24 protein-coding genes are annotated in these 23,339 nt (G+C 68.8%); 9 read left to right on the top strand and 15 right to left on the bottom strand.

The features are described from left to right. Positions 1-66: 66 nt before the first annotated feature. From ACZ6DL_RS06095 to dop, 6 genes are all read right to left on the bottom strand, one after another. A complete protein-coding gene (locus tag ACZ6DL_RS06095; protein WP_063053870.1) occupies positions 67-363 on the bottom strand; it encodes a thiamine-binding protein in 297 nt (98 codons plus the stop codon). A gap of 21 nt (positions 364-384) precedes the next feature. Further along, complete coding sequence (gene pafA, locus ACZ6DL_RS06090) at positions 385-1,743, bottom strand: Pup--protein ligase (RefSeq protein WP_174186519.1); 1,359 nt, start codon at positions 1,741-1,743, stop codon at positions 385-387. A gap of 219 nt (positions 1,744-1,962) precedes the next feature. After that, a complete protein-coding gene (prcA, locus tag ACZ6DL_RS06085) occupies positions 1,963-2,739 on the bottom strand; it encodes a proteasome subunit alpha (protein ID WP_466049294.1) in 777 nt (258 codons plus the stop codon). A gap of 2 nt (positions 2,740-2,741) precedes the next feature. After that, on the bottom strand, positions 2,742-3,527 hold the full coding sequence (gene prcB / locus ACZ6DL_RS06080) for a proteasome subunit beta (protein WP_466049293.1): 786 nt from the start codon (positions 3,525-3,527) through the stop codon (positions 2,742-2,744). A 65-nt stretch (positions 3,528-3,592) separates the two neighbouring features. Continuing rightward, a complete protein-coding gene (locus ACZ6DL_RS06075; protein WP_014986166.1) occupies positions 3,593-3,787 on the bottom strand; it encodes a ubiquitin-like protein Pup in 195 nt (64 codons plus the stop codon). A gap of 637 nt (positions 3,788-4,424) precedes the next feature. After that, the gene (dop, locus tag ACZ6DL_RS06070; RefSeq protein WP_040867183.1) at positions 4,425-5,924 is read right to left on the bottom strand and encodes a depupylase/deamidase Dop; all 1,500 of its coding nucleotides are present in this window, start codon (positions 5,922-5,924) and stop codon (positions 4,425-4,427) included. A 121-nt stretch (positions 5,925-6,045) separates the two neighbouring features. On the opposite strand from dop, the gene ACZ6DL_RS06065 reads away from it, so the two are divergent. The 5 genes from ACZ6DL_RS06065 (at position 6,046) to ACZ6DL_RS06045 (ending at position 10,946) form a co-directional block, all read left to right on the top strand. Continuing rightward, entirely contained in the window at positions 6,046-7,272 is a 1,227-nt protein-coding gene (locus tag ACZ6DL_RS06065) for a DUF418 domain-containing protein (protein ID WP_466049292.1), read from the top strand. 108 nt (positions 7,273-7,380) lie between these two features. Then, entirely contained in the window at positions 7,381-7,932 is a 552-nt protein-coding gene (locus ACZ6DL_RS06060) for an NUDIX hydrolase (RefSeq protein ID WP_466049290.1), read from the top strand. Positions 7,933-7,998: 66 nt separating this feature from the next. Further along, positions 7,999-8,286, top strand: a complete 288-nt coding sequence (locus ACZ6DL_RS06055; RefSeq protein ID WP_466049289.1) for a DUF427 domain-containing protein — start codon at positions 7,999-8,001, stop codon at positions 8,284-8,286. A gap of 222 nt (positions 8,287-8,508) precedes the next feature. Beyond that, the gene (locus tag ACZ6DL_RS06050) at positions 8,509-9,303 is read left to right on the top strand and encodes an AraC family transcriptional regulator (RefSeq protein ID WP_466049576.1); all 795 of its coding nucleotides are present in this window, start codon (positions 8,509-8,511) and stop codon (positions 9,301-9,303) included. Between the two features lie 446 nt (positions 9,304-9,749). Beyond that, on the top strand, positions 9,750-10,946 hold the full coding sequence (locus ACZ6DL_RS06045) for a L,D-transpeptidase (RefSeq protein ID WP_466049288.1): 1,197 nt from the start codon (positions 9,750-9,752) through the stop codon (positions 10,944-10,946). A gap of 9 nt (positions 10,947-10,955) precedes the next feature. Here the strand turns inward: ACZ6DL_RS06045 and ACZ6DL_RS06040 are convergent, their stop codons facing one another. Further along, the gene (locus ACZ6DL_RS06040; protein ID WP_466049286.1) at positions 10,956-11,336 is read right to left on the bottom strand and encodes a nitroreductase family deazaflavin-dependent oxidoreductase; all 381 of its coding nucleotides are present in this window, start codon (positions 11,334-11,336) and stop codon (positions 10,956-10,958) included. A gap of 54 nt (positions 11,337-11,390) precedes the next feature. Here ACZ6DL_RS06040 and ACZ6DL_RS06035 point away from each other — a divergent pair, with 54 nt between their 5' ends. Next, complete coding sequence (locus ACZ6DL_RS06035; protein WP_466049285.1) at positions 11,391-11,960, top strand: NUDIX hydrolase; 570 nt, start codon at positions 11,391-11,393, stop codon at positions 11,958-11,960. A gap of 19 nt (positions 11,961-11,979) precedes the next feature. On the opposite strand, the gene ACZ6DL_RS06030 is transcribed toward ACZ6DL_RS06035, so the two are convergent. Both ACZ6DL_RS06030 and ACZ6DL_RS06025 read right to left on the bottom strand, forming a co-directional pair. Then, a complete protein-coding gene (locus ACZ6DL_RS06030; protein WP_466049284.1) occupies positions 11,980-12,660 on the bottom strand; it encodes a TIGR00266 family protein in 681 nt (226 codons plus the stop codon). A gap of 44 nt (positions 12,661-12,704) precedes the next feature. Further along, positions 12,705-13,073: an arsenate reductase family protein gene (locus tag ACZ6DL_RS06025; RefSeq protein WP_466049282.1), complete on the bottom strand. Its 369-nt coding sequence runs from the start codon at positions 13,071-13,073 to the stop codon at positions 12,705-12,707. Positions 13,074-13,175: 102 nt separating this feature from the next. On the opposite strand from ACZ6DL_RS06025, the gene ACZ6DL_RS06020 reads away from it, so the two are divergent. Further along, positions 13,176-13,682: a nitroreductase/quinone reductase family protein gene (locus ACZ6DL_RS06020; RefSeq protein ID WP_466049281.1), complete on the top strand. Its 507-nt coding sequence runs from the start codon at positions 13,176-13,178 to the stop codon at positions 13,680-13,682. A gap of 9 nt (positions 13,683-13,691) precedes the next feature. Here ACZ6DL_RS06020 and ACZ6DL_RS06015 read toward each other — a convergent pair whose 3' ends face one another. Genes ACZ6DL_RS06015 through ACZ6DL_RS06000 form a run of 4 tightly spaced genes read right to left on the bottom strand, consistent with a single transcriptional unit; the run spans position 13,692 to position 18,357 of the window. Further along, positions 13,692-15,002, bottom strand: coding sequence for an aminotransferase class III-fold pyridoxal phosphate-dependent enzyme (locus ACZ6DL_RS06015; RefSeq protein ID WP_466049280.1), 1,311 nt, complete (start codon positions 15,000-15,002; stop codon positions 13,692-13,694). A 1-nt stretch (position 15,003) separates the two neighbouring features. Further along, positions 15,004-16,050 carry a TIGR03842 family LLM class F420-dependent oxidoreductase gene (locus ACZ6DL_RS06010; protein WP_466049278.1) on the bottom strand — a complete coding sequence of 349 codons (1,047 nt, stop codon included), beginning with the start codon at positions 16,048-16,050 and terminating at the stop codon, positions 15,004-15,006. A 34-nt stretch (positions 16,051-16,084) separates the two neighbouring features. Then, complete coding sequence (gene hydA / locus ACZ6DL_RS06005) at positions 16,085-17,506, bottom strand: dihydropyrimidinase (RefSeq protein ID WP_466049277.1); 1,422 nt, start codon at positions 17,504-17,506, stop codon at positions 16,085-16,087. Between the two features lie 14 nt (positions 17,507-17,520). Further along, positions 17,521-18,357 carry a nitrilase-related carbon-nitrogen hydrolase gene (locus ACZ6DL_RS06000; RefSeq protein ID WP_466049275.1) on the bottom strand — a complete coding sequence of 279 codons (837 nt, stop codon included), beginning with the start codon at positions 18,355-18,357 and terminating at the stop codon, positions 17,521-17,523. A gap of 206 nt (positions 18,358-18,563) precedes the next feature. Here ACZ6DL_RS06000 and ACZ6DL_RS05995 point away from each other — a divergent pair, with 206 nt between their 5' ends. Beyond that, positions 18,564-19,295 carry a peptidylprolyl isomerase gene (locus ACZ6DL_RS05995; RefSeq protein ID WP_357124156.1) on the top strand — a complete coding sequence of 244 codons (732 nt, stop codon included), beginning with the start codon at positions 18,564-18,566 and terminating at the stop codon, positions 19,293-19,295. A gap of 59 nt (positions 19,296-19,354) precedes the next feature. Here ACZ6DL_RS05995 and ACZ6DL_RS05990 read toward each other — a convergent pair whose 3' ends face one another. Then, positions 19,355-20,536 carry a cation:proton antiporter gene (locus ACZ6DL_RS05990; protein ID WP_466049273.1) on the bottom strand — a complete coding sequence of 394 codons (1,182 nt, stop codon included), beginning with the start codon at positions 20,534-20,536 and terminating at the stop codon, positions 19,355-19,357. A gap of 4 nt (positions 20,537-20,540) precedes the next feature. Then, on the bottom strand, positions 20,541-21,023 hold the full coding sequence (locus tag ACZ6DL_RS05985) for a cation:proton antiporter regulatory subunit (protein WP_466049272.1): 483 nt from the start codon (positions 21,021-21,023) through the stop codon (positions 20,541-20,543). Between the two features lie 225 nt (positions 21,024-21,248). Between ACZ6DL_RS05985 and ACZ6DL_RS05980 the strand changes: the two genes are divergently transcribed. Continuing rightward, positions 21,249-23,333, top strand: coding sequence for an acyltransferase family protein (locus tag ACZ6DL_RS05980; protein WP_466049270.1), 2,085 nt, complete (start codon positions 21,249-21,251; stop codon positions 23,331-23,333). The last annotated feature ends 6 nt before the right edge of the window (positions 23,334-23,339 follow it).

Here is a 23,339-nt window from a genome sequence, read left to right as displayed (position 1 = left end):
GCGTTGTTTCGGCCGCGACGTCGACAGTTCGCAGCGTCAGGGACAGTGTGCCGGCCGAAAACGCTGTCAGCCCTCGGCGAGGTATCGCTCGACCTTTTCGACCTTGGCGCTGATCGCATCGGTCACGCCTGGCCGGATATCGGCCTTCAGCACCAGGCTGCACCGCGGCGCTACGGCGAGGATGGCATCGGTCGCCTGTTTCACCACGGCCATCACCTCGTCCCACTCGCCCTCGACGGTGGTGAACATGGCATCGGTGTGGTTGGGCAGTCCGCTGGCGCGCACCACGCGGACCGCTTCGGCGACCGCGCGCCCGACGTCGACGCCGGTCCCGAGCGGTGTGACGGAGAAGGCGATGATCATGCCTCGATCATGCCCGCCCGGTCACATGGACGCGATCAGGCGATCGACGCGCTCGTCCACCGAGCGGAACGGGTCCTTGCACAGCACGGTGCGCTGCGCCTGGTCGTTCAGCTTGAGGTGCACCCAGTCGACGGTGAAGTCGCGGCCCGCCTCCTGCGCGGCGGTGATGAAGTCACCGCGCAACTTGGCCCTGGTGGTCTGCGGCGGGGTGTCCACCGCCGCGTCCACGGCCTCGTCCTCGGTGACGCGCTTGGCCAGACCCTTGCGCTGCAGCAGGTCGAAGACGCCGCGCCCGCGCTTGATGTCGTGGTAGGCCAGATCCAGCTGGGCGATCTTGGGATCGGACAGCTCCATGCCGTACCGGTCCTGATAGCGCTGGAACAGCTTGCGCTTGATCACCCAATCGATCTCGGTGTCCACCTTCGCGAAGTCCTGCGCCTCGACCGCGTCCAGGGTGCGGCCCCACAGGTCGACCACCTGGTCGATCTGGGGATCGCGGTCCCGATTGCGCAGATGCTCCACGGCGCGGGCGTAGTACTCGCGCTGGATGTCCAGGGCGCTGGCCTGCCGTCCACCGGCCAGGCGCACCGGACGGCGACCGGTCAGGTCGTGGCTGACCTCGCGGATCGCGCGGATCGGATTGTCCAGGGCGAAGTCGCGGAACGAGACGCCCGCCTCGATCATCTCCAGCACCAGGGCAGCCGTGCCGACCTTGAGCATGGTGGTGGTCTCGGACATGTTGGAGTCGCCCACGATCACGTGCAGGCGGCGGTACTTCTCCGCGTCGGCATGCGGCTCGTCGCGGGTGTTGATGATCGGCCGCGAGCGGGTGGTCGCCGAGGAGACGCCCTCCCAGATGTGCTCGGCGCGCTGCGACAGGCAGAACGTCGCCGCCTTCGGCGTCTGCAGCACCTTGCCCGCGCCGCAGATCAGCTGGCGGGTGACCAGGAACGGCAGCAGCACATCCGAGATCCGGGAGAATTCGCCGGCGCGAACCACCAGGAAGTTCTCGTGGCAGCCGTAGGAGTTGCCCGCGGAGTCGGTGTTGTTCTTGAACAGGTAGATGTCGCCGCCGATGCCTTCTTCGGCCAGCCGTTGCTCGGCGTCGATCAGCAACTCTTCGAGGACCCGCTCGCCCGCACGGTCGTGGGTCACCAGTTGCGCCAGGTTGTCGCACTCCGCGGTCGCGTACTCCGGGTGGGACCCGACATCGAGGTAGAGCCGAGCACCGTTGCGGAGGAACACGTTCGAGCTACGGCCCCAGGACACCACCCGGCGGAACAGATACCGGGCCACCTCGTCGGGGGACAGTCGACGGTGACCGTGGAAGGTGCATGTCACACCGAACTCGGTCTCGATCCCCATAATTCGTCGCTGCACACCATCGACACTACAGCCATGTGCGGGACTTGCGGGGTGCACCGAACAACCCGTATGCATACGTCTTCACAACGATTTGGCCCGCTTTGTCGGAATTTGCCCGGACGAAACGCCGCTTCGGCCGAAGGATGCCCACCTCGACACCGGCTGCGGACATGCCGACGCGGCCCGCGAACGAGGTGTCGTTCGCGGGCCGCCGAGCTCGTCGGCCCGGGCGGATCACTCCGCCGGCGGGGTGTCCTTCGCCGAGGGCTCCGCTTCCTTCTCGGACGCCTCGGTCGCCTCCGCCGGGCTGAGCAGCCGCTCCAGCGCGGCATCCGCGACCCGCCGGAACGCCCGGCGCGGACGCGCCTGCTCCAAGGTCGCGACCTCGAGCGTGTTGACGCCCAGGACCCGCTTCTCCTTCTCCGTGCCCTCCGGCACGCCCGCCTGCAGCGCGCGCACCGCGACGCCGACCGCGGAGGCCAGGTCCAGACCCGGCTGGTAGGACGACTTCAAGGCGGTGACGATCGGCTCGGTCGTGCCGCCCATCACCACGAACTCCCGCTCGTCCACGATCGACCCGTCGAAGGTGATCCGGTACAGCACCGACTGCGGCGCCTGCTCCGGATAGCCCACCTCCGCCACACAGATCTCCACCTCGTAGGGCTTGAGCTGATCGGTGAAGATCGTGCCGAGGGTCTGCGCATAGGCGTTGGCCAGTGCCCGGCCGGTGACATCGCGCCGGTCGTACTGATACCCGCGGATGTCGGCCTGCAAGATGCCGCCCCGGCGCAGATTCTCGAACTCGTTGTACTTGCCGACCGCGGCGAACCCGATCCGGTCGTAGAGCTCACTCACCTTGTGCAGCGTCGCGGACGGATTCTCCGCGACGAACAGCACACCCTTGTCATACGTCAGCACCACGACGCTGCGCCCCCGACCGATGCCCTTGCGGGCGAGTTCGGTCTTGTCGCGCATGATCTGCTCGGCCGACGCGTAGTACGGCAACGTCATGCTCAGGCGATCCCTTCTTCGGCGGCCTCGCGGTCGGCGACGATTCCGCGAGTGATCTCCGCGAGCCGCGACTCGGTCACCTCGACCGCACCCTCCTCATCGATCACGATCGCCGTCGGGAAGATGCCGCGCACCAGATCCGGACCGCCCGTCGCGGTGTCGTCGTCGGCCGCGTCGAACAGCGACTCGACGGCGATGCGCAGCGCGCGCTCCTGATCGATTCCCTTGGCGTACAACTTCTTCAGCGCGGACTTCGCGAACACCGAGCCGGAACCGACCGCGGCGTACCCGAAACGCTCCTCGCTGCGTCCACCCACCACATCGAACGACACGATGCGACCCGCCTTGTCCGGATCGGTGGCGCCCAGGTCGTAGCCGACCAGCATCGGCACCACCGCCAGACCCTGCAGGGCCGCGGGCAAATTCTCGCGCACCATCTTCGACAGCTTGTTGGCCTTGCCGTCGAAGGTCAGCGATACACCCTCCAACTTCTCGTAGTGCTCCAGCTCCACCGCGAAGATCCGCACCATCTCCACCGCCATGCCCGCCGTGCCCGCGATGCCTGCCGCGGAATAGCTGTCGGTGATGAAGACCTTTTCGATATCCCGGCTGGCCAGCAGATTCCCCTGCGTGGCGCGCCGGTCGCCGGCGATCAGCACACCGCCGCGATAACTCACCGCGACGATGGTGGTGCCGTGCGGGGCGATCTCCTTCGCGGAAGTGCCGCCGGAGATTCCGGCGGCACCCTGTCCGAACCTGCTGGAAGGCAACAGGTCCGGAGCATGCATGCGGAGATATTCGGAGAAGGAAGAGAGGGCGTACCCCAGGTGGAGACGCGAGGGGTCACCGACTGTCACTGGCCACCTTTCTGCACATACGCACGGACGAAGTCCTCGGCGTTCTCCTCGAGTACGTCATCGATCTCGTCGAGCAGGTCGTCGGTTTCCTCCGCCAGCTTCTCGCGGCGCTCCTGACCGGCGGCATCCACACCGTCCGGGCCCTCGTCCTCGTCGCCACCCCCGGCGCGCTTGGTCTGCTCTTGTGCCATGGCAGCCGACCTCCTCTGTCCTCACCATGACCGGGACCCATCGTGAGCACGATCCCGATCATGAGCATTGTCCGTGCTCGTTCCTCAACACTACCTACCAGCACCGACAGTGTGCCTATTTTGCTGTCTCCTCGGCCGCGCGGGCGCGGCGGGTGCACGGCCGGTATTCGCTTCGCAGCACCTGCGGCGCTGCGTGTTCGCGGCGCCCTCATGGCGCGCCCGAGCGGCCACTCGGACGCGAGCCCCCGAACGGAACAGGCTCGGTCTCGCTTCGCTCGAAGCCTGCGGCCGAGCTGGTGCGGTGGCGTCGGGCGGTAGCGAATCGGTCGGCCATCGAATCTCAGCGCGACGGCGTCGAACCTGCCGGACTGCGACCGCGACCACAACTTCACACCGACCGGCGAACAGGCCGAGCACCTGTGTCTCGCAGCCCTTGCTGGTGCGCGGGCAACGCGTCCGCCGAACATTCGCGAGCGGGCACCCGGTAGCGCGACCGCCCGACGCGGGGCCCGCGGTCGAGTACGACGCCTTGTCTACGCCCTCGGTAGCATCGCCGATATCCGGAACGTCCCCGGCGTCGCCGAACACGCGTAGCCCGGCCGACCCGTGGGACGGCCGGGACACGCGCTGCCGAAGACTACGTCGTGAGCTGTTCGACCAGGTCGGCGGCCGTGGTCACGCCGTCGAGGAGCTTGCCGACGTGGGCCTTGGTGCCGCGGCGCGGTTCCAGGGTGGGGATGCGGACCAGGGAGTCGCCGCCCAGGTCGAAGATCACCGAGTCCCAGCTGGCCGCCGCGATGTCGGCGCCGAAGCGGCGCAGGCATTCGCCGCGGAAGTAGGCGCGGGTGTCGGTGGGCGGGTTGGTCATGGCGTCGAGGACCTGTTGCTCGTTGATCAGGCGCTTCATCGAGCCGCGGGCGACCAGACGGTTGTAGAGGCCCTTGTCCAGGCGCACGTCGGAGTACTGCAGGTCCATCAGGTGCAGCTTGGGGGCCGCCCAGCCGAGACCCTCCCGGCTGCGCATACCCTCGAGCAGGCGCAGCTTGGCGGGCCAGTCGAGCAGGTTGGCGCATTCCATCGGATCGCGTTCGAGCAGGTCGAGCACCATCGCCCAGTTCTCGATGATGTCCTGGACGCGCTTGTCGTCGTTGCCGGTGCGATCGACGAATTTCACCACCCGGTCCAGGTAGACGCGCTGCAACGCGAGGCCGGTCAGCTCGCGGCCGTCGGCGAGCGCGACGGTTGCCCGCAGCGTGGGGTCGTGACTGATCGTGTGGACCGCGGTGACCGGGCGCGCCAATTGCAGGTCCGATAGGTCCTCGCCCGCCTCGATCAGGTCGAGGACCAGGGCGGTGGTGCCGACCTTGAGGTAGGTCGACATCTCGGCCAGGTTGGCGTCCCCGATGATGACGTGCAGTCTGCGGTACTTGTCGGCATCGGCGTGTGGTTCGTCGCGGGTGTTGATGATGCCCCGCTTGAGCGTGGTCTCCAGGCCGACCTCGACCTCGATGTAGTCCGAGCGCTGGGACAGCTGGAAGCCCGCGTGGTCGCCGGATTGGCCGATGCCGACCCGGCCGGAGCCGCACACCACCTGCCGGGACACGAAGAACGGGGTGAGCCCGACGATGATCTGGTTGAACGGGGTGTCCCGGCTCATCAGGTAGTTCTCGTGGGTGCCGTAGGAGGCGCCCTTGCCGTCGACGTTGTTCTTGTACAGCTGCAGCCGTGGGGCTCCCGGCACGCTCGAGGCGTGCCGCGCGGCGGCCTCCATCACCCGCTCGCCCGCCTTGTCCCAGATCACCGCGTCGAGCGGGTCGGTGACCTCGGGCGCGGAGTATTCCGGGTGGGCGTGGTCGACGTAGAGCCGGGCGCCGTTGGTGAGGATCATGTTGGCGGCACCCACCTCGTCGGCGTCGATCACCGGCGCGGGCCCGTTCATCCGGCTCAGGTCGAATCCGCGCGCGTCGCGCAGCGGCGACTCCACCTCGTAGTCCCAGCGGGTGCGCTTCGCGCGCGGCACGCCCTCCGCCGCGGCGTAGGCCAAGACCGCCTGGGTCGAGGTGAGGATCGGGTTGGCCGACGGCTCGGTCGGGGTCGAGATGCCGTATTCGACCTCTATTCCGATGATGCGCTGCATGCTGTCGAGCCTATGCGACGCACCCGTCGCAACCCGTCGCGACCGGCGGAGTCCAATGTCATACCGCAGGTGGTACTTCCGGAGGACTCGTCCCGGTGCAGGTCGGCGCGATAGTCGGGACATGTCCGAATCGATCGCCGACCGCCGCGCGGAGGCCACCGAACAGCGCCGATCGGCGCCCGCGCGCACCCGGCTCGTCGCATTGGACGTGCTACGCGGGATCGCGATTCTGGGCACCCTCGCCACCAACATCTGGATCATGACCAACCCGCGGGGGTTGGTCGGCTACCTGCACGACCTGGGCGGGCAGGCCGGCGGATGGACGTGGACAGAGCGCGTGCTCCAACAGGCGGCGCAGGGCAAGTTCCTCGGGCTGCTCACCGTCATGTTCGGCATCGGCCTGGCCATCCAGCAGCGCTCCGCGACGACGGCCGGGCGCCGCTGGCCGGGCAAGTACCCCTGGCGCGCGGGACTACTGCTGCTGGACGGTCTGCTCAATTTCGTCCTCGTCGCCGAGTTCGACGTCCTGATGGGTTACGCGGTGACCGGCCTCGTCGTCGCGTTCGTGCTCGCCACCGGCGAGCGTGCGCAGCGGCGCTGGGTGGTCGGCGCGGCGGCCGTGCACGCGTCGCTGTTGACGCTGATCGCGCTGGCTCTGGTGTTCGCACCGCGCCGGGATGCGGCCGCACGTCCCACGCTGGACCCGAATCCGTACGCGGAGGGCTCGTTCTGGGATCTCGCGATGTTCCGGCTCGGCCACGCCGGGCTGTTCCGGGTGGAGGCGGTCTTCGTCTTCGCGATGTCGGTCGCGCTGTTCCTGACCGGCGCCCGGCTGTTTCGGGCCGGGGTGTTCGGCCCGGAAGGCGGGCGGATCCGGAAGCGGCTGATGATCCTCGGGTTCGGCGTGGCGGCGCCGATCGACTCGGCTGTCGGCCTCATCGGCGGCGGCGACCTCATCCTGTTCACTCGTTACGGCAGCGCCCCGTTCGTCGGTCTCGGCATTCTGGCGGCGGTCGCCGAGTGGTACCTGCGGCATCCTGTGGCCGGGTTCGCCGGGCGGCGCCTCACCGAGATCGGCCGCACCGCGCTCAGCTGCTACATCCTGCAGAACCTGGTGGCATCGATGCTCTGCTACGGCTGGGGCTTCGGACTCGCCACCCGCGTCTCACCCGGCGACCGTGTCCCGTTCACCATCGGTGTCTACCTGCTGGTGGCGGTGATCATCGCGAGTGGAGCGCACCTGTGGTTACGCCACTTCGAGCGAGGGCCGGTGGAGTGGTTCTGGAACGTGAGCTACCGGACGCTGGCCCGGGAACGCCGAGTTCGTCGCGAACGCCCCCGGGCCTGACCATGCCGACCGGCTCGTCGCCGAACTCGGCTGCGCCGCCGGGCTTGTCGCACCGGGGCGCGGACGAGAGGGCCGGACACGGCGCTCGGCTGTCGTTACCGTCTTACTGTGACGCTCGCCGATCGCTACCCCTTGCTGCATACCCCGGCCCACTGGGCATGGGGTGATCTGGATGTGCGGTTCTCCACCACGCTCCCGTCCGACGAACTGGTCACCAACATCCACGTGGTCTGCTTCGTCGGTGACGAGATCGTCCTGTGCCGCGACGATCGCGACGTCTGGCTGATTCCCGGCGGCACCAGGGAACGCGGCGAGTCGGTCGACGCGTGTGTACGCCGCGAACTGCTCGAGGAGGCGGGAGCGCGCCCGGTCGGCCCGATCGCATGGTTCGGCGCCCACCACGCGACGAGCAACAGCGCCGCGCCGCATCGCGAGTGGCAGCCCCATCCGCACAAGGCGTGGCTCTGGTGCGCCGCCGACGTGGTGCTCGATTCCGCGCCGACCAATCCCGACGACGCCGAGCAGATCCTCGAGGTGCGCACTTTCCCGGTCGCCGAGGCGATGCGGCGGGCCGAATCCGACGGCGAGCACCTGAGCGAACTCGTGGCGTTGGCCGTCGAGCTGCACCGGCCCGCGTTGCGGCCCGGTCGTCCGGTGTGACCGCCCGGAAGCGGCCCGGCCTGTTCGGACGCCGCACCACACACGGGATCGGGGCAGAATCGAAGGATGGCAACGGCAACTTGGCACGGCCGCGTCCTGGCGACCAGCAACGACACCATCCTCATCGAGGGAAACCACTACTTCCCCCCGGACTCCATCCGGCCGGAGTTCTTCCAGCCCTCCGACACGCACACCTACTGCCCGTGGAAGGGCACCGCCAGCTACTACACGGTGGTGGTCGACGGAGACTCCAATACCGATGCCGCCTGGTACTACGCGGAGCCGAAGACCAAGGCGGCACAGATCAAGGACTATGTCGCGTTCTGGCGCGGCGTCGAGGTGACCGACAACTGACCGGCGGACTTTCGCTGCGAGCAATCGAGTAGCGAACTCATGATCGATGCCGGAATCCGGTCGTGAGGCCGTCCGGGCGGTGATCGATGGGCCGGTCGGCGACACCGCAGGCCCGATCCCGGCGGCGGGCGGTAATCGGAGGAATCGGGAATACCGCCCGCGCGAAACCGATACGCTCATCCCAGGATTCAGCGCGAGTGTCTCAGCCGGGAGCATCCCATGATGAAGGCTCTGGTCACCAACGGCTTCTCGATGTCGCCTGTGGGCGCAGCGGACGAACCATCGCAGGCGGGTGCCGCGCTGCTGCGGCCCGGGGTCCTGGCCTTCGCCGGATCGATCGCTCCGACGGAGTTGCACGCGCACCACGCGGTGCAGATCGTCGCCGCGAGCACTCCGATCGTAGTGGTGGACGGCAGCGGCGTCCGCAGGCAGGGCACCCACGTCATCGTGCCGACCGACGCACCCCACCGCATCGACGTGGGCGCCGCACACGGCACGGCCGTCTACCTCGATCCCGAGACCGCCGCCGGTGCGGCGGCGGACCGCAGGGCCCATCTCAACGGCTGGGCCGACAGCACCGACACCCTGGGCATCACGGCCGGAAGCGGTGATCTGACCGCGCAGGTCGCCGCCGTCGTCGACGAACTGCTGCCGCAGGACGGAGCGTCCGGCGCGGGCGAGCGGCACGCGGTGATCACGGCGGCCCTGCAGCTGCTGCCCGCTCTGGTGCGCACGGGCTCGGTGCGCGGCTCGGACGTCGCTCGCCAACTCGGCATTCCGGCGCCCCGGCTCTCCCATCTGTTCACCGAGCAGATGGGAATCCCGTTGCGCCGCTACATCGTCTGGTTGCGACTGCACATCGCGCGGACCCGCGCACTGGCCGGGGACGACCTCACGACCGCCGCGCACGCCGCGGGTTTCTCCGACGGCGCGGACCTCACCCGCACCTGCCGCCGGACTTTCGGGCTGCCGCCCTCGGTACTGAGCCACATCGACGAACCGGCCCCGGACGCGTAACTCTTCCGCCCGGCGATCGGCTCGCGCTCGCCCTACCCGCCTGTCGTCCTTCTCCGTTGCGTCGGCCGATGCGACGATCCAGCAGCCACCGCCTCGACACCGGCACTCGACCAGCTGCTGCCGTCACCGGTAATGAGGCGGAGTCGCCCACCCGTGGGGCGCCGCCGGCGTGGTGCTGCGACGTGGCCGAGGGCAGTGGGCTCGCAATAGGGGATGCCCGAGGTGGCCGGGCAGGCCGCCGGTGAGCGGAGTCAGCGCGCACATCTGATGCAGGTTCTGGCAGATCACCGTCGAGCGTCTTACGAGAACCCGGATCGATCGAGGAACGGTATCGGTTGTGCGGCGGATCGGTGGAGATGCTGGGCGTCGGTGCCCCTGGCGACGCTCAGCTGCCGCATGCTGGCGGACAGAGGTCGGCCCAGCACCCCGGAGAAGGGAGATAGACGGTGGCATTGGGACGTCGTCGGCTGCTGATCGGCTTCGCCGGTGCGGGTGGCCTCGCCTTGGCCGGATGGGGGTGGACGCGAGAACTCGCGCCACCTCCCGTACCCGCCACAATCCGGTTCGATCCCGCACCCGGCGCCCACGATGTCGAAGCGCGCAGTCCCGGCACGATCACCGTCACCGACGGGACGCTGCGGTCGGTCGAATGGACCGATGAAACGGGCAGATCGCTGCCGGGCGTACCGGCACCCGATCATCGGTCCTGGACCACCGCCGAACCACTCGGCTACGGTCACACCTACACCGCGAAAGCCGTCGCTCACGGTGAAACCGGCGACATCACCGCGACCACAACCTGCACCACGGTGGCACCGCGACAACTCATCGATGTCTCCCTGCGCTCCGCCAATCTCGTCGAGCTGACCGAAAACGACAGCTACGGAGTTGGTTTCGTGCTCGTCGCCCATTTCGACGAACCCGTGGACCGGGCCGCCGTGGAACGCCACCTGAAGGTCATCACCGAGCCTGCCGTCGCCGGTGCGTGGTACTGGCTCGACGATCAGAACGCGCACTGGCGGCCGGAGCACTATCACGCACCGGGCACCAGGATCACGATCGCGGCCGAACTCTTCGGCCGCGCGCTCGGCGATGGCCGCTACGGCGCGCGCGATCAACGGGTTTCGTTGAATATCGGGCCCGCGCACGTCGCGATCGCCGACGACGACACCAAACAAATCGAGGTCTTCGACAACGGAAACCTGGTGCGCACCATGCCCACCTCGATGGGTATGGGCGGCACCGCGGTCGTCGGCGGCAGAGTCATGTCGTTCTGGACTCGTCCGGGCATCTACACCGTGCTGGACCAGAACGATCCGGTCATCATGGACTCCGCCAGCTACGGCCTGCCCACCGGCTCCGCGCTCGGCTACCGCACGAGCATCAACCACGCGGTCCGCATCAGCCACGACGGAATCTTCGTGCACGAATTGGCCGCGAGCATGTGGGCCCAAGGCAACACCAACGTCTCACACGGCTGCCTGAACATCTCCCCTGCCGACGCCGCGTGGTTCTACGACTTCGTCATCCCCGGCGATGTCGTCGAGGTCCGCAACACCGGCGGCGACCCCCTCGACATCTGGCACAACGGCGATTGGAGCATCCCGTGGACCGACTGGCTCCGCGGTGGCGCCCCCGCCTGACGGCGGCCTTCACGCCACCGGACGGGACTCGACGTAATAGTCCGCCGAGATCGTCTTCAGCACCTGCCGGACCCCCACCGGCGCCCATGCCGCGGAGGGGTCGCGCCGCATCACCGGATCGGTCAGTTCGACGACGTGACCGCGGGTTTCCAGCGCGAATGTGCCCGCCGCGCTGATGTTCTTGACCCAGTCGACATTCCGGCCGTACGTCAGCGCGATCCGGTACGCGCCGTCCTGCTCGAAGACCATGACCGGAGTGCGATAGGACCGTCCCGATTTCCGGCCCTTGTGCAGCACGATGCCGAAGCCGGGGGCGCGGCCCGCGACCAGGCCCGCGGTCGGATTGGTGACATGCCGGTTGAAATTCGCCAGTGCGTGTGGAAGCACCATGGGCGGCGATCCTCTCTCCCTGTGGCGTGCGGTGTTCACGTTACTCTCGACCCCATGTCCGCTCCGCATCGTGCGTCGCCCTACGCCGGAGATCCGAGGGCCGAGTCGATCGCGATCTACGACCGGGCGGGCAACCCGGTCGGCGAGGCCGAGCGGGACACGGTCTATCGCGAGGGATTGTGGCACGCCAGCGCCGGTGTGCTCCTGCGGTCCGGTGACGGCGAGCGCGTCTACGTGCACCGTCGCACCGACACCAAGCTCGTTTTCGCGGGCATGCACGATTGCCTGGCCGGTGGTGTGGTCGCGCCGGGCGAAGCGCCGCGCGAGACCGCCCTGCGCGAATTGGCCGAGGAATTGGGTGTGACGCCGGACCCCGCCCAGCTGTCCCCGGAGCCGCTGGCGCGGGTCTCCTGGGACGGCGAATGGGACGGCCGGCCGATGCGATGCCACCTGTACGCGTACGAACTGCGCTACGACGGCCCCGTCCGTCACCAACCCGACGAGATCGCCGATGGATGGTGGTGGACCGACGCCGAGTTGCGCGCGCGCCTGGCCGACCCGGACTGGCCGTTCGTCCCCGACACCCGCCTGCTGATCGGGGACCTGCTGGTGAGCGCCGAGTAGCGGCAGCACGACGCCGTGATCAGCTGGGCGACGCGGCCGACCCGGCCCAGGCGGCGAACGCGCCGGGATTACGTGTCTGCAGCAGCACCCGGCCGGGGCCGGTGAAGTCGAAGACGAAGCCCTCGCCGGACTTCAACGACTGGATCGATCGACCCGAAACCGCCCGCCGGATGGTGAAATTCATCGCCAGGTCGTAGGCGACCACATGCCCGGTGTCGATCGTGATCGGCTCGCCCGGCTGCAAGTCGATCACATCGATCGCACCGAACACGCCCACCACGATCTCGCCTTCGCCGTGCGCGCGCAGGCCGAACCCGCCTTCGCCGCCGAACAGATTGGCGAAACCGCCCCACTTGCTCTCCACCTGCACGCCGTGCGAGTTGGCGATCCAGCCCCCGCGGCTGATGAAGAACGGCCGGTCCGGAGCGATCTGCAGATTGAGCACGTCACCGGGAAGCGCGGGCGCCACGTCGACCCAGCCGCCCTGCGGCGGCGCGGTGAACGTCGAGACGAAGAACGATTCCCCGGCCAGCATCGACCGCTTCAACCCGGCCAGGATGCCGCCCTCGGCCTTGGCCTGCAACGTGACTCCCGCCGAATGGGCCACCATGGCGCCGCTCTCGACCCGCATCGGCTCGCCACCCGCGAGGAAGCAGCGCGCGATGGCGGCGGCCGGGCTGTGGCGCAGTTGTACCTTCATGCCCGCCGACCCTACCGCTGGGGCCTGCCCCGCGGGCACGGCCGTCAGAGCAGGTCGCGCAGCGCGGCGTCGTCGCGGGCCACGGCCGCCCCGCCGTCGGCGGTCAGCACGATCGGTCGCTGGATCAGTCCCGGATGTTCCACCAGTGCTTCGATCCAGCGGTCGCGGTCGGCGGCGGTCCGCGCCCAGCTCGCCATGCCGAGATCCTTGGCGGTCTGCTCGCCGGTGCGGGTGATGTCCCACGGCTCGGCGCCCAGCCGCCGCAGCACCTCACGCAGCTCGGCGGCAGTCGGCGGCTGGTCCAGATACTTCCGCACGGTGTAGTCGACACCGGCCTCGTCCAGGAACGCGGTGGCGTTGCGGCTCTTGCTGCACCGCGGGTTGTGCCAGATCTCTGTTCGCCCGGAAGTCATACACGGAGGGTACCGAGAGCGCCCACCGCCGCCATCCGGTGCCCAATCGCGGATCTCGGACGTCGTCCCGCGAAGTGCGGCGCGTACTCCGATACTGGGAGCATGAGTGAGCACGCATCGTCGTCCGAAAACCCTTACGGCACACCGACCACGTCCGGTCCCGAACCCATCCCGTCGTACCAGGTCCTGATGAATCGGGTCGTGCGGACGCTGCTGCGCGTGCCCGGCATATCCGGCGTCGTCGGCAAACGGCTGATGGTCCTGCACGTCGTCGGACGCAAGTCCGGGAAGGTCTACGATGTGCCGCTGGCCTACACCCGGCACGGTGACAGCCTGCTGATCGGCACCGCCCTGCGTCCGTGGGTGAAGAACCTGCGGGCGGGTGATCCCGTGCGGGGTTCCTTCGGCGGCGAACCGCGCACCTTCGTCCCGGTCGTCCACACCGCCGAGGCCGACGTGCTCCGGCTCTACGAGATCGTCGCACGGGACAACAAGCAGAACGCGAAATACAACGGCATCGGCTTCGAGGCCGACGGTTCCCCCGCCAAGGCCGACATCTACCAGACCTGGCAGCACGGCGGCGTGGTGGTGGAACTGACGCCGCACTGAGCGGGCGGGTCAGTTCCGGACGTAACCGTCGGCGACGTCGAGCACTTCGTCGACGATCTCCAGGCCGGTGCGCAGTTCGTCGGCCGTCGTGGTGAGCGGCGGCGCGATCTGGAAACGGTTGCCCGCGTTGAACGGCCACAGTCCGCGCGCCTTGGCCGCCGCGGTGACCGCGAGCATCGGTTCGGCGTCCGCGCCCGTCGCCGCGAACGGGATCAGCGGTTCCCCGCTGCGCTGATCCCGAACCAGCTCGAGCGCCCAGAAGAACCCCAGTCCACGGACCTCGCCGACGCTCGGATGACGAGCCGCCAGCTCACGCAGGCCTTTTCCGAGCACATCGGCGCCCACCGAACGCACGTGATCCAGAATTCCCTCACGCTCGAACACCGCGATCGAAGCGACGCCGGCCGCGCAGGCCAAAGGATGCCCCGCGTAGGTGAGGCCGCCCGGATACGTCACATGGTCGTAGCGCTGCGCGATGCGTTCGGCCATGAGTACGCCCCCGAGCGGGACATAGCCGGAGTTCACCCCTTTGGCGAAGGTGATGATGTCCGGCTCGACACCGAACGCCTGCACCGCGAACCACTCACCCACCCGGCCGAACCCGACCATCACCTCGTCGGCGATGTAGACGATGCCGAACTCGTCGCACAGCGCTCGCACGCCCGCGAGGTAACCGGGCGGCGGGACGAGCACACCGTTGGTGCCCACCACCGTCTCCAGGATCAGCCCGGCGATGTGCTGCGGACCCTCCAGCTCGATCACCTGCCGCAGGTGCGCCAGCGCGGCGGCCGTCTCCTCTTCGGGACCGGCCGTGCCCCAGGGCGATCGATACGGGTAGGGCCCGAAGAATCGCACCACGTCGACGTTGGTCGGCTCCGCGCCCCAGCGCCGCGGTTCCCCGGTGAGGCCGATCGCCACCCCCGTGCCGCCGTGGTAGGAGCGGTAGGCCGCGAGCATCTTCGTGCGCCCGGTGTAGCTTCGCGCCAGGCGCACCGCGTGTTCGACGGCCTCCGCGCCGCCCGTGGTGAACAGGATCCGGTTCAGCTCGCCCGGAGCCCGCTCGACGATCAGCCGGGCCAGTTCACTGCGTACGTCGTTGGCGACGGTCGGCGAGATGGTCGCCAACCGCTGTGCCTGGGCGACGATCGCGGCGACGATGTCCGGGTGCTGGTGACCGATGTTCACGTTGACCAGCTGTGAGGAGAAGTCCAGGTAGCGCTTGCCCGTGTCGTCCCAGAAGTAGGAGCCGAACGCCCCGGTGATGGGAGCCGGGTTCAACTCGGCCTGTGCGCTCCAGGGATAGAAGACATGATCGACCACGCTAGTCGCTCCCTTCGGTGGACTGGGTAGCGGTCACGAGGGGAGCGAGACGAGGCAGCACCGATTCACCGTACGCCTGGAGGGTCGCGGTTTTCGCGTCGTGCTGGAGATAGACGGCGAATTGGTCCACGCCGAGCTCCGCGAGGCCGCGCAACCGGGACAGCTGGTCGTCGGGCGTGCCCAGCAGGCAGAAGCGGTCCACGATGGCGTCGGGTACGAACTCGGCGTGCACGTTGTCCGCGCGTCCGTGCTGGTTGTAGTCGTAACCTCGCCTGCCTTCGACGTAGTCGGTGAGGGCGGCCGGAATATCGCCCGTCGTCCCGTATCTCGCGACGATCTCCGCCACGTGGTTGCCGACCATCCCGCCGAACCATCGGCACTGCCGGCGCGCGTGCGCCAGCGCCGCGTCCGTCCCGTCGGTGACGTAAGCAGGCGCGGCGACGCAGATCCGCACCGTCGCCGGGTCCCGGCCCGCGCGCTCGGCCGCCGCGCGCACCCGCCCGATGGTCCAGGCGGTGATGTCCGGGTCGGCCAGCTGCAGAATGAAGCCGTCCGCGACCGCGCCGGTCAAGTCGAGAGCACGTGGCCCGTAGCCCGCTACCCATACCTCCAGCCGCGAGTCGGCCGCCCACGGCAGCCGGACCACCGTGTCATCGATTCGCGCGCTGCGCCCGTTGCCCAGCTCCCGGATCACCTCCACCGCTTGCCGCAGCGTTGCCAGGGTGGCGGGTTTCCCGCCTTGCGTGCGCACCGCCGAGTCACCGCGGCCGATCCCGCACAGTGTGCGGTTGCCGAACATCTCGTTGAGCGTGGCAAAGGTCGACGCGGTCACCGTCCAATCCCGGGTGGCCGGGTTGGTCACCATCGGACCGACCATCACCTTGCGGGTGGCGGCCAGGATCTGGCTGTAGATGACGTACGGCTCCTGCCAGAGCAGATGCGAGTCGAAGGTCCAGACGTGGGAGAACCCGTACGTCTCCGCGAGCCTCGCCAGTTCGATCACCCGCGAGGCCGGGGGCGTGCATTGCAGCACCAGACCGATGTCCATGCGGCACTCTCCGTTTCGAGGATCGAAAGGCGCGTCAGATCAGGTTCTGCGAGAGGTCACGCTTGACGAACCGGCCGTGTCCCGCGCGACCGAGATAGCCGCCGCCGTCCACGACCACCCGGCCCCGGGACAGCACCGTGTCGACGTGGCCGTCGATCTCGAATCCCTCGTAGGCCGAGTAGTCCATGTTCATGTGGTGGGTCTTGCCGAGACCGATGCTGGTGTGGCCGTCGGGGTCGTAGATGACGATGTCGGCGTCCGCCCCCGGGCTGATCACTCCTTTGCGCGGGTACATGCCGAACATCCGGGCCGGCGCGGTGCAGCAGACCTCGACCCAGCGTTCCAGCGAGATCCGCCCGCTCCGGACGCCCTGGAACATCAGGTCCATCCGATGCTCGACGCCGCCGATGCCGTTGGGGATCTTGCTGAAGTCGCCGAGACCCAGCTCCTTCTGGTCCTTCATGCAGAACGGGCAGTGGTCGGTGCCCACGGTCGTGACGTCACCGGTGCGCAGATAGCGCCACAGCTCGTCCTGATGCCCCTCGGCCTTCGATCGCAGCGGTGTCGAGCACACCCACTTCGCGCCCTCGAAACCCGCTGCGCCCAGCTGGTCTTCGAGCGAGAGGTACAGGTACTGCGGGCAGGTCTCGCCGAAGACGTTGCGTCCGGCGTCGCGGGCGGCGGCGATCTGGGCCAGCGCCTGCTCGGCCGACACATGCACCACGTACAGCGGTACGCCCGTCAGCTCGGCCAGCATGATCGCGCGGTGGGTGGCCTCCTCCTCCAGCTGCCACGGTCTGGTCGTGCCGTGGAAGTACGGCGCGGTCTGCCCGCGCGCGAGCGCCTGCTCGACCAGCACATCGATGGCGATCCCGTTCTCGGCGTGCATCATCAACAGCGCACCCAGCTCGGCCGCGGACTGCATGGCGCGCAGTATCTGGCCGTCGGTGGAGTAGAAGACACCCGGGTAGGCCATGAAGAGTTTGAAGCTGGTGACACCTTCGGCCACCAATTCGCTCATCCCCTTCAAGGACTCGTCGTCGACCTGACCGATGATCTGATGGAAGCCGTAGTCGATCGCGCACTGTCCGGCGGCCTTCGCATGCCAGGCGGCCAGGGTGTCCTGCACCCGCTCCCCCGGCTTCTGCACGACGAAGTCGACGATGGTGGTGGTGCCGCCCCACGCGGCGGCGCGGGTGCCGGTCTCGAAGGTGTCGGAGGCCTGGGTCCCGCCGAAGGGCATCTGCATGTGGGTGTGGCCGTCCACACCTCCGGGGATGACGTATCTGCCGGTCGCGTCGAGCACCCGATCGGCGGAGGCGGCGAGATCCGCGCCAAGCGCGGCGGAGCCCGGCTGGAGGACGGCGACGATGGTCTCGCCCTCGACGAGCACGTCGAGCGGCTGCGATCCGGTGGCGGAGACGACCGTGCCGCCGTGGATGAAAGTGCGCGCCATGTCGTTCCCCGGTCTCAGGGGGCCACCAGCGGCCCGTAGGCGTCGGGGCGGCGGTCGCGGTAGAAGGCCCAGCGATCGCGCACCACCTTGATCAGGTCCATGTCCAGATCGCGGACGACCAGCTCGGGGTCGGTGTCGGAGGCGACGTCACCGACGAACTTGCCTTCCGGGTCGACGAAGTAGCTGGTTCCGTAGAAATCGTCGTCGCCGTACTCCTCGACGCCGACGCGGTTGATGGCGCCGATGAAATACTCGTTGGCCACCGCTGCCGCCGGTTGTTCCAGTTTCCAGAGGTAGCCGGACAGGCCCCGCGAGGTGGCCGATGGGTTGAACACGATCTCCGCCCCGGACAGGGCAAGCGCGCGCCAGCCCTCCGGGAAGTGCCGGTCGTAGCAGATGTACACGCCGACTCTGCCGACCGCGGTGTCGAACACCGGCCAGCCGAGGTTGCCCGGGCGGAAGTAGAACTTCTCCCAGAACCCGTGCACGTGCGGCAGGTGGTGTTTGCGGTACTTACCGAGATAGCTGCCGTCGGCGTCGAGCACCGCGGCCGTGTTGTACAGCAGGCCCGGCTGTTCCTGCTCGTACACCGGCAGGATCATCACCAGGCGCAATTCCTTCGCCAGCGCGGCGAATCGCTCCGTGGTCGGCCCCGGGACGGATTCGGCGTAGTCGTAGAACCCCGTGTCCTGCTGCTGGCAGAAATAAGGCCCGTAGAACAGCTCTTGGAAGCAGATCACCGCGGCCCCCTCCGCGGCCGCCCGGCGCGCGTACGCCTCGTGCGCCTTCAGCATCGACTCTTTGTCGCCGGTCCAGTTCGTTTGGACCAGCGCCGCTCGAACGATTCCCATGCTTTGTTATACGTCACCGGGAACTAATTCTGTTGTCCAACAAGTTGCCGGAAACATTTTTGTGGCCGATCTGCGGCCATCGCAGGCCCTGTTCTCCGACCGGGCGGGCGGAAATCGAGCCGTACTCCCCCACCACTGCGGGGGAGATGGAATGATTCGCGCTGCATCGTCCGGTGCGCAACCCCGAGTGAAGGAGCTTTTCAGCGGTGAGCAGCGAAGTGCAAGCGCGAGAACTCGTCAACGGCCGGCGCGCGGGGCGCCGGAGCCTACCGTGGCGATCGCTGCGGATCCTCGGGGTACTCGCCGTCGGCGTGACGCTGGTGGCGTCCGCGACGGGTGTCGTCTCGGCGACCCCCGCGCCGGCGCGCGAGCAAGGCCCGGCCGGCTGCGGCGCACCGGCCGCCGGTCAGCCGAACGGCAAGCAGTGGCCCGCCGAACCCGGCATGACCATCGATGCCAACGCCGGATACACGGCGACGCTGACCACCAGCTGTGGCACCGTGACCATCGCGCTGGACGCGGCACACGCGCCACGCACGGTCAACTCGTTCGTCTTCCTGGCCGGTGAGCAGTTCTTCGACCACACGAAGTGCCACCGGATGACCACCGAAGGCATCTACGTCCTGCAGTGCGGTGACCCGACCGCGACCGGCATGGGCGGGCCCGGTTACTTCTTCCCCGACGAGAACCTGGCGGGGGCCACCTACCCGGCCGGTACGGTCGCCATGGCGAACGCCGGGCCCGGCACCAACGGCAGCCAGTTCTTCCTGGTCTACCGCGACGCGCCGCTGCCGCCGAGCTACACCCCGTTCGGACGGGTCACCGCGGGCATGGATGTTCTGTCGTCCATCGCCGCCGCGGGCGTCAAGGACGGCTCCTCCGACGGCGAGCCTGCCGTCGAGGTCGTGCTGAATTCCGTCGCCGCCGGACGGAACTGAATCCCGCCGCGGTGGCGGTGCGCTCCGGCGTCGCCACCGCGGGTTCAGCCCGCTGCCGGTCAGGACACGGCGGCACGCCGCCGCAGCACCAGCGCCATGACCGGCTCGACGAAGCGGCTGGCGATCGGACCTAGAACCGCCATCAACAGCACGTAGGTGGTGGCCAGGGCGGCGAATTCGGCGGGGACCGCGCCCGCGGCGACGGCGAGTCCCGCGATGACGATGGAGAACTCGCCGTGGGCGACCAGCGCGGTGCCCGCGCGCGCCCGGCCTAGGCGGCCCGCACCGGCCCGCTTGGCCGCCCACCAGCCGGTGGCGATCTTGCTGGCCGTGGTGACGAGCGCCAGCAGGCAAGCCCAGCCCAGCACCGGCGGAATGCTCGCCGGGTCGGTGCTCAAGCCGAACAGCACGAAGAACAGCGCGGCGAACAGATCGCGCAGGGGTTCCAGCAGTTTGGTCGCGTTGTGCGCGGTCGAGTCCGAGATCGCGATGCCCAGCAGGAAGGCGCCCACCGCCGCGGATACCTGGACCGCGGAGGCAGCGCCCGCCACCAGAAGCGCGGATCCGAGCAGCTTCAACAGGAAGATCTCGCGGTCGGCACTGTCGACGATCGCGGAGACGTAGCGGCCGTAGCGCAGCGCGACGATCAGCACGACGGTGACCGCCGCCAGGGCGATGCCCAGCGTCTTCAGTCCGGCGACGAAGCCCACACCGGCCAGTACCGCCGTCAGCACGGGCAGGTATCCGGCCATCACCAGGTCCTCGAACACCAGGATGGACAGAACCACCGGCGTTTCGCGGTTACCGAGCCTGCCCAGATCGTTGAGCACCTTCGCGACGATGCCCGAGGACGAGATGTAGGTGACGCCGGCCATGGCGATGGCGCCGGTGAACCCCCAGCCCAGCCCGAACGCGACGAGCACACCCGGCGTCGCGTTGAGCACGAGGTCCAGCACGCCCGCGGCCCACGATCGGCGCATGCCGGTGACAAGTTCGGGCGCGCTGTATTCCAGGCCGAGCAGCAACAGCAGCAGGACGACGCCGATCTCACTGGCGAGGTGGATGAAGTCGTCCACCTGCCGCAACTCGACCAGGCCGCCGGTGCCGAACACCAGCCCGCCGATCAGGTACAGCGGGATGGGCGACATGCCGATGCGCGCGGCGATCCGTCCGAGCAGGCCGAGGCCGAAAAATACCGCGCCCAGCTGGATCAGCGCGAGCGCGGTCTCGTGTGCCACCATGCGCTCAGCCGTCTAACAGGATCTTGGCGGCGGCCTCCAGGCCCTCCGCGGTGCCGACGACGACCAGCACGTCCCCCGCGGTGAAGGTGAAGTCCGGTCCCGGGGAGGGAATGGGCTGCCCGCTGCGCACCACCGCGACGATGGACGCCTTGGTCCGGGTACGTATCTGGGTCTCGCCCAGCATGCGACCGTCGAAGCGGGACCGGTCCGGGATGGACAGCTGGCGGGTGGTCAGCCCGGTGAACTCCCGGTGTTCCTCGCGCAGCTGCTCGACCAGTTGCGGCGCACCGAGCAGGCTGGCCAGCACCGCCGCCTCCTTCGCTGTCAGCGGTACCTGTTCGGTCTCGTCGGGGTCGTCCGGCTTGCTCACGATGAGGTCCATCGTGCCGTCGCGATGGTCGATCACTCCTATCCGGCGTCGTGTATCGGCCAGCGGAAAATCCTTGCGTACACCGATACCCGGCAGGGGTGTCACCTCAACGTTCACGATTCCACCCTAACGACCGGCCGAGGGCGGCCGATCTACGGGTGCCCGAATTGTCCGTATCAAGGGCCTGTTTCCGCACGATAGACCGGCCCCGTGAGTTGGACCATGGTTCACCGGCCGTGGTAAGAGAGATGACGTGTCCCGTACATCGTCCCGTTGCCGTGCCGTCGCATTCCGTCGCCGCGGCGACCGTGCCGTGCGAGTCCGGTGACGGTCGCCCGAGCGGTGAACCGGCTCCTCCGGCCGGGTGCGGTCGCCCCGGCGGGGCAGCACGGGGGCGCCGGCGGATACCGGCACGATCTGGACGGGTTGCGCGGCGTGGCGATAGCGCTGGTCGTGGCGTTCCACATCTGGTTCGGGCGGGTCTCGGGCGGCGTGGACGTGTTCCTGGTGCTGTCCGGCTTCTTCTTCACCGGCTCGCTGTTGCGCGGGGCGGAATCCACCGGCACCGTCCGCGTCCTCCACACCGCGGGCAGGCTCGCCCGCAGATTGCTGCCCGCGCTGGTGACGCTACTGGCAGCCGTGGTCGCGGCGACCGTGCTGCTGCGTCCGTTCACCCAGTGGGGCGAGATGGCGGCGCAGACGCTGGCGTCGCTGCTGTACTACCAGAACTGGTATCTGGCGCTGTCCTGGTCGGACTATCTGGCCGCCGATCCGTCGGTGAGCCCGCTCCAGCACCTGTGGTCGATGGCCGTGCAGATGCAGTTCTACCTGCTCGCCATCCTAATCGTCGCGTCGGCGGCGGCCCTCTGCCTGCGTTTCGCCCGCCCCGGGGCGCTGCGCCCCGTGTTGGCCGTCCTGCTCGCCGCGGGCACGGTGGCCTCGTTCGTCTACGCCGCGCACGGCACCGCGGTGCAGCAGGGCTGGAATTATTACGACAGCTTCGCCCGCGCCTGGGAGTTGTCGGCCGGCGGCCTGCTCGCGATCGTGGCGCCCTGGCTGAAACCGCCGCGCCCTGTGCGGGTCGCGGCGGCCGTCCTCGGTGCGGTCACGGTGCTCGCTTGCGGATGGCTGATCGACGGCGCCGACCGGTTTCCCGGTCCCGCCGCGCTGGTGCCGGTCGGTGCCACGCTGGCGCTGATCCTCGCGGGCGGCGGCCTGACCGCCGCCGAGCAACCGCTGCCCAACCGGCTGCTCGGCGCGTCGGCCGCGGTCCGTCTCGGCGAACTGTCCTACGCGTTGTACCTGTGGCATTGGCCGATCCTGATCTTCGTGCTGGCGCGGACCGGAGCCGCGACCGCCGGACTCGGCGTCGGCCTGGGGGTGATCGGCGCGTCGCTGGTACTCGCCTACCTGACGAACCGGTTCGTCGAGGAGCCGCTGCGGATGCGGTCCGGCCGCTCGGCGCGCGAGACACCCGTCCGCCCCCGCCACACCGGCCGGCTGGTCGCGGCGCTGGGCATCGCGGTGCTCGCGGTGTCGGTAGGCGAGCAGGTGGCGACCAGAGCCAATCCGCCGCGGGCGGTGACGGCGCTGGAACCGGTGCACTATCCCGGCGCGGAGGCGCTGGTCGACGGCGCGAGCACGCCCGAGGCGCCGATGCGTCCGACCATGTACGAAGCGCCTGCGGACGCCGCCTACCCGTCTCGCGACGGCTGCATCGCGGACTGGGACACCCGCGACGTCATCACCTGCACCTACGGGGATGCCCACGCGGAGCGGACCGTCGCAGTGGTGGGCAGCTCGCACGCCGAACACTGGGTACCCGCCCTCGACCTGCTCGCTCGCGAACACGCCTTCCGGGTCGAGGTATTTCTGAAGATGGGCTGCCCGCTGACGGTGGCGGCGGAACCGATGTACAAGGGCGAAGCGAATCCGGATTGCCGCGACTGGTCGGTGGAGGTGATCGACCGTTTGGCCGTCGAACGCCCGGAGTGGGTCTTCACGACGGCGACCCGGCCGCGAGACGGCGACGGCGACGAGACTCCGGGCGACTACCTGGACGTCTGGGCCCGGCTGGCCGACCGTGGACTCAACGTGATCGCCATCCGCGACACACCATGGCTGCGCCGCGACGGGGTGCGGTATCGAGCCATCGACTGCCTCGCCCAACAGGGCGACCGGATCAGCTGCGGCATGCCGCGCGCGGCCGCGCTGAATGCCGCCAACCCGGCGCTGGAGTTCGCCGCCTCGTTCCCCAACCTGTTCCCGGTGGATCTGTCCGACGCGCTGTGTGAACGCGACGTCTGCGCGGTCATCGAGGGCAACATCCTCATCTATCACGACGAGCACCACCTCACCGCCAGCTATTCGCGCTCGCTCGCACCGGAACTCGGCAGGCGCTTGTCACCGATCCTCGGCTGGTGGTGAACCGCG

The organism is Nocardia sp. NPDC041819 (genome assembly GCF_055590505.1).
Note: the sequence above shows the minus strand (reverse complement) of the source record. Positions and strands in the feature narration are given on the sequence as shown.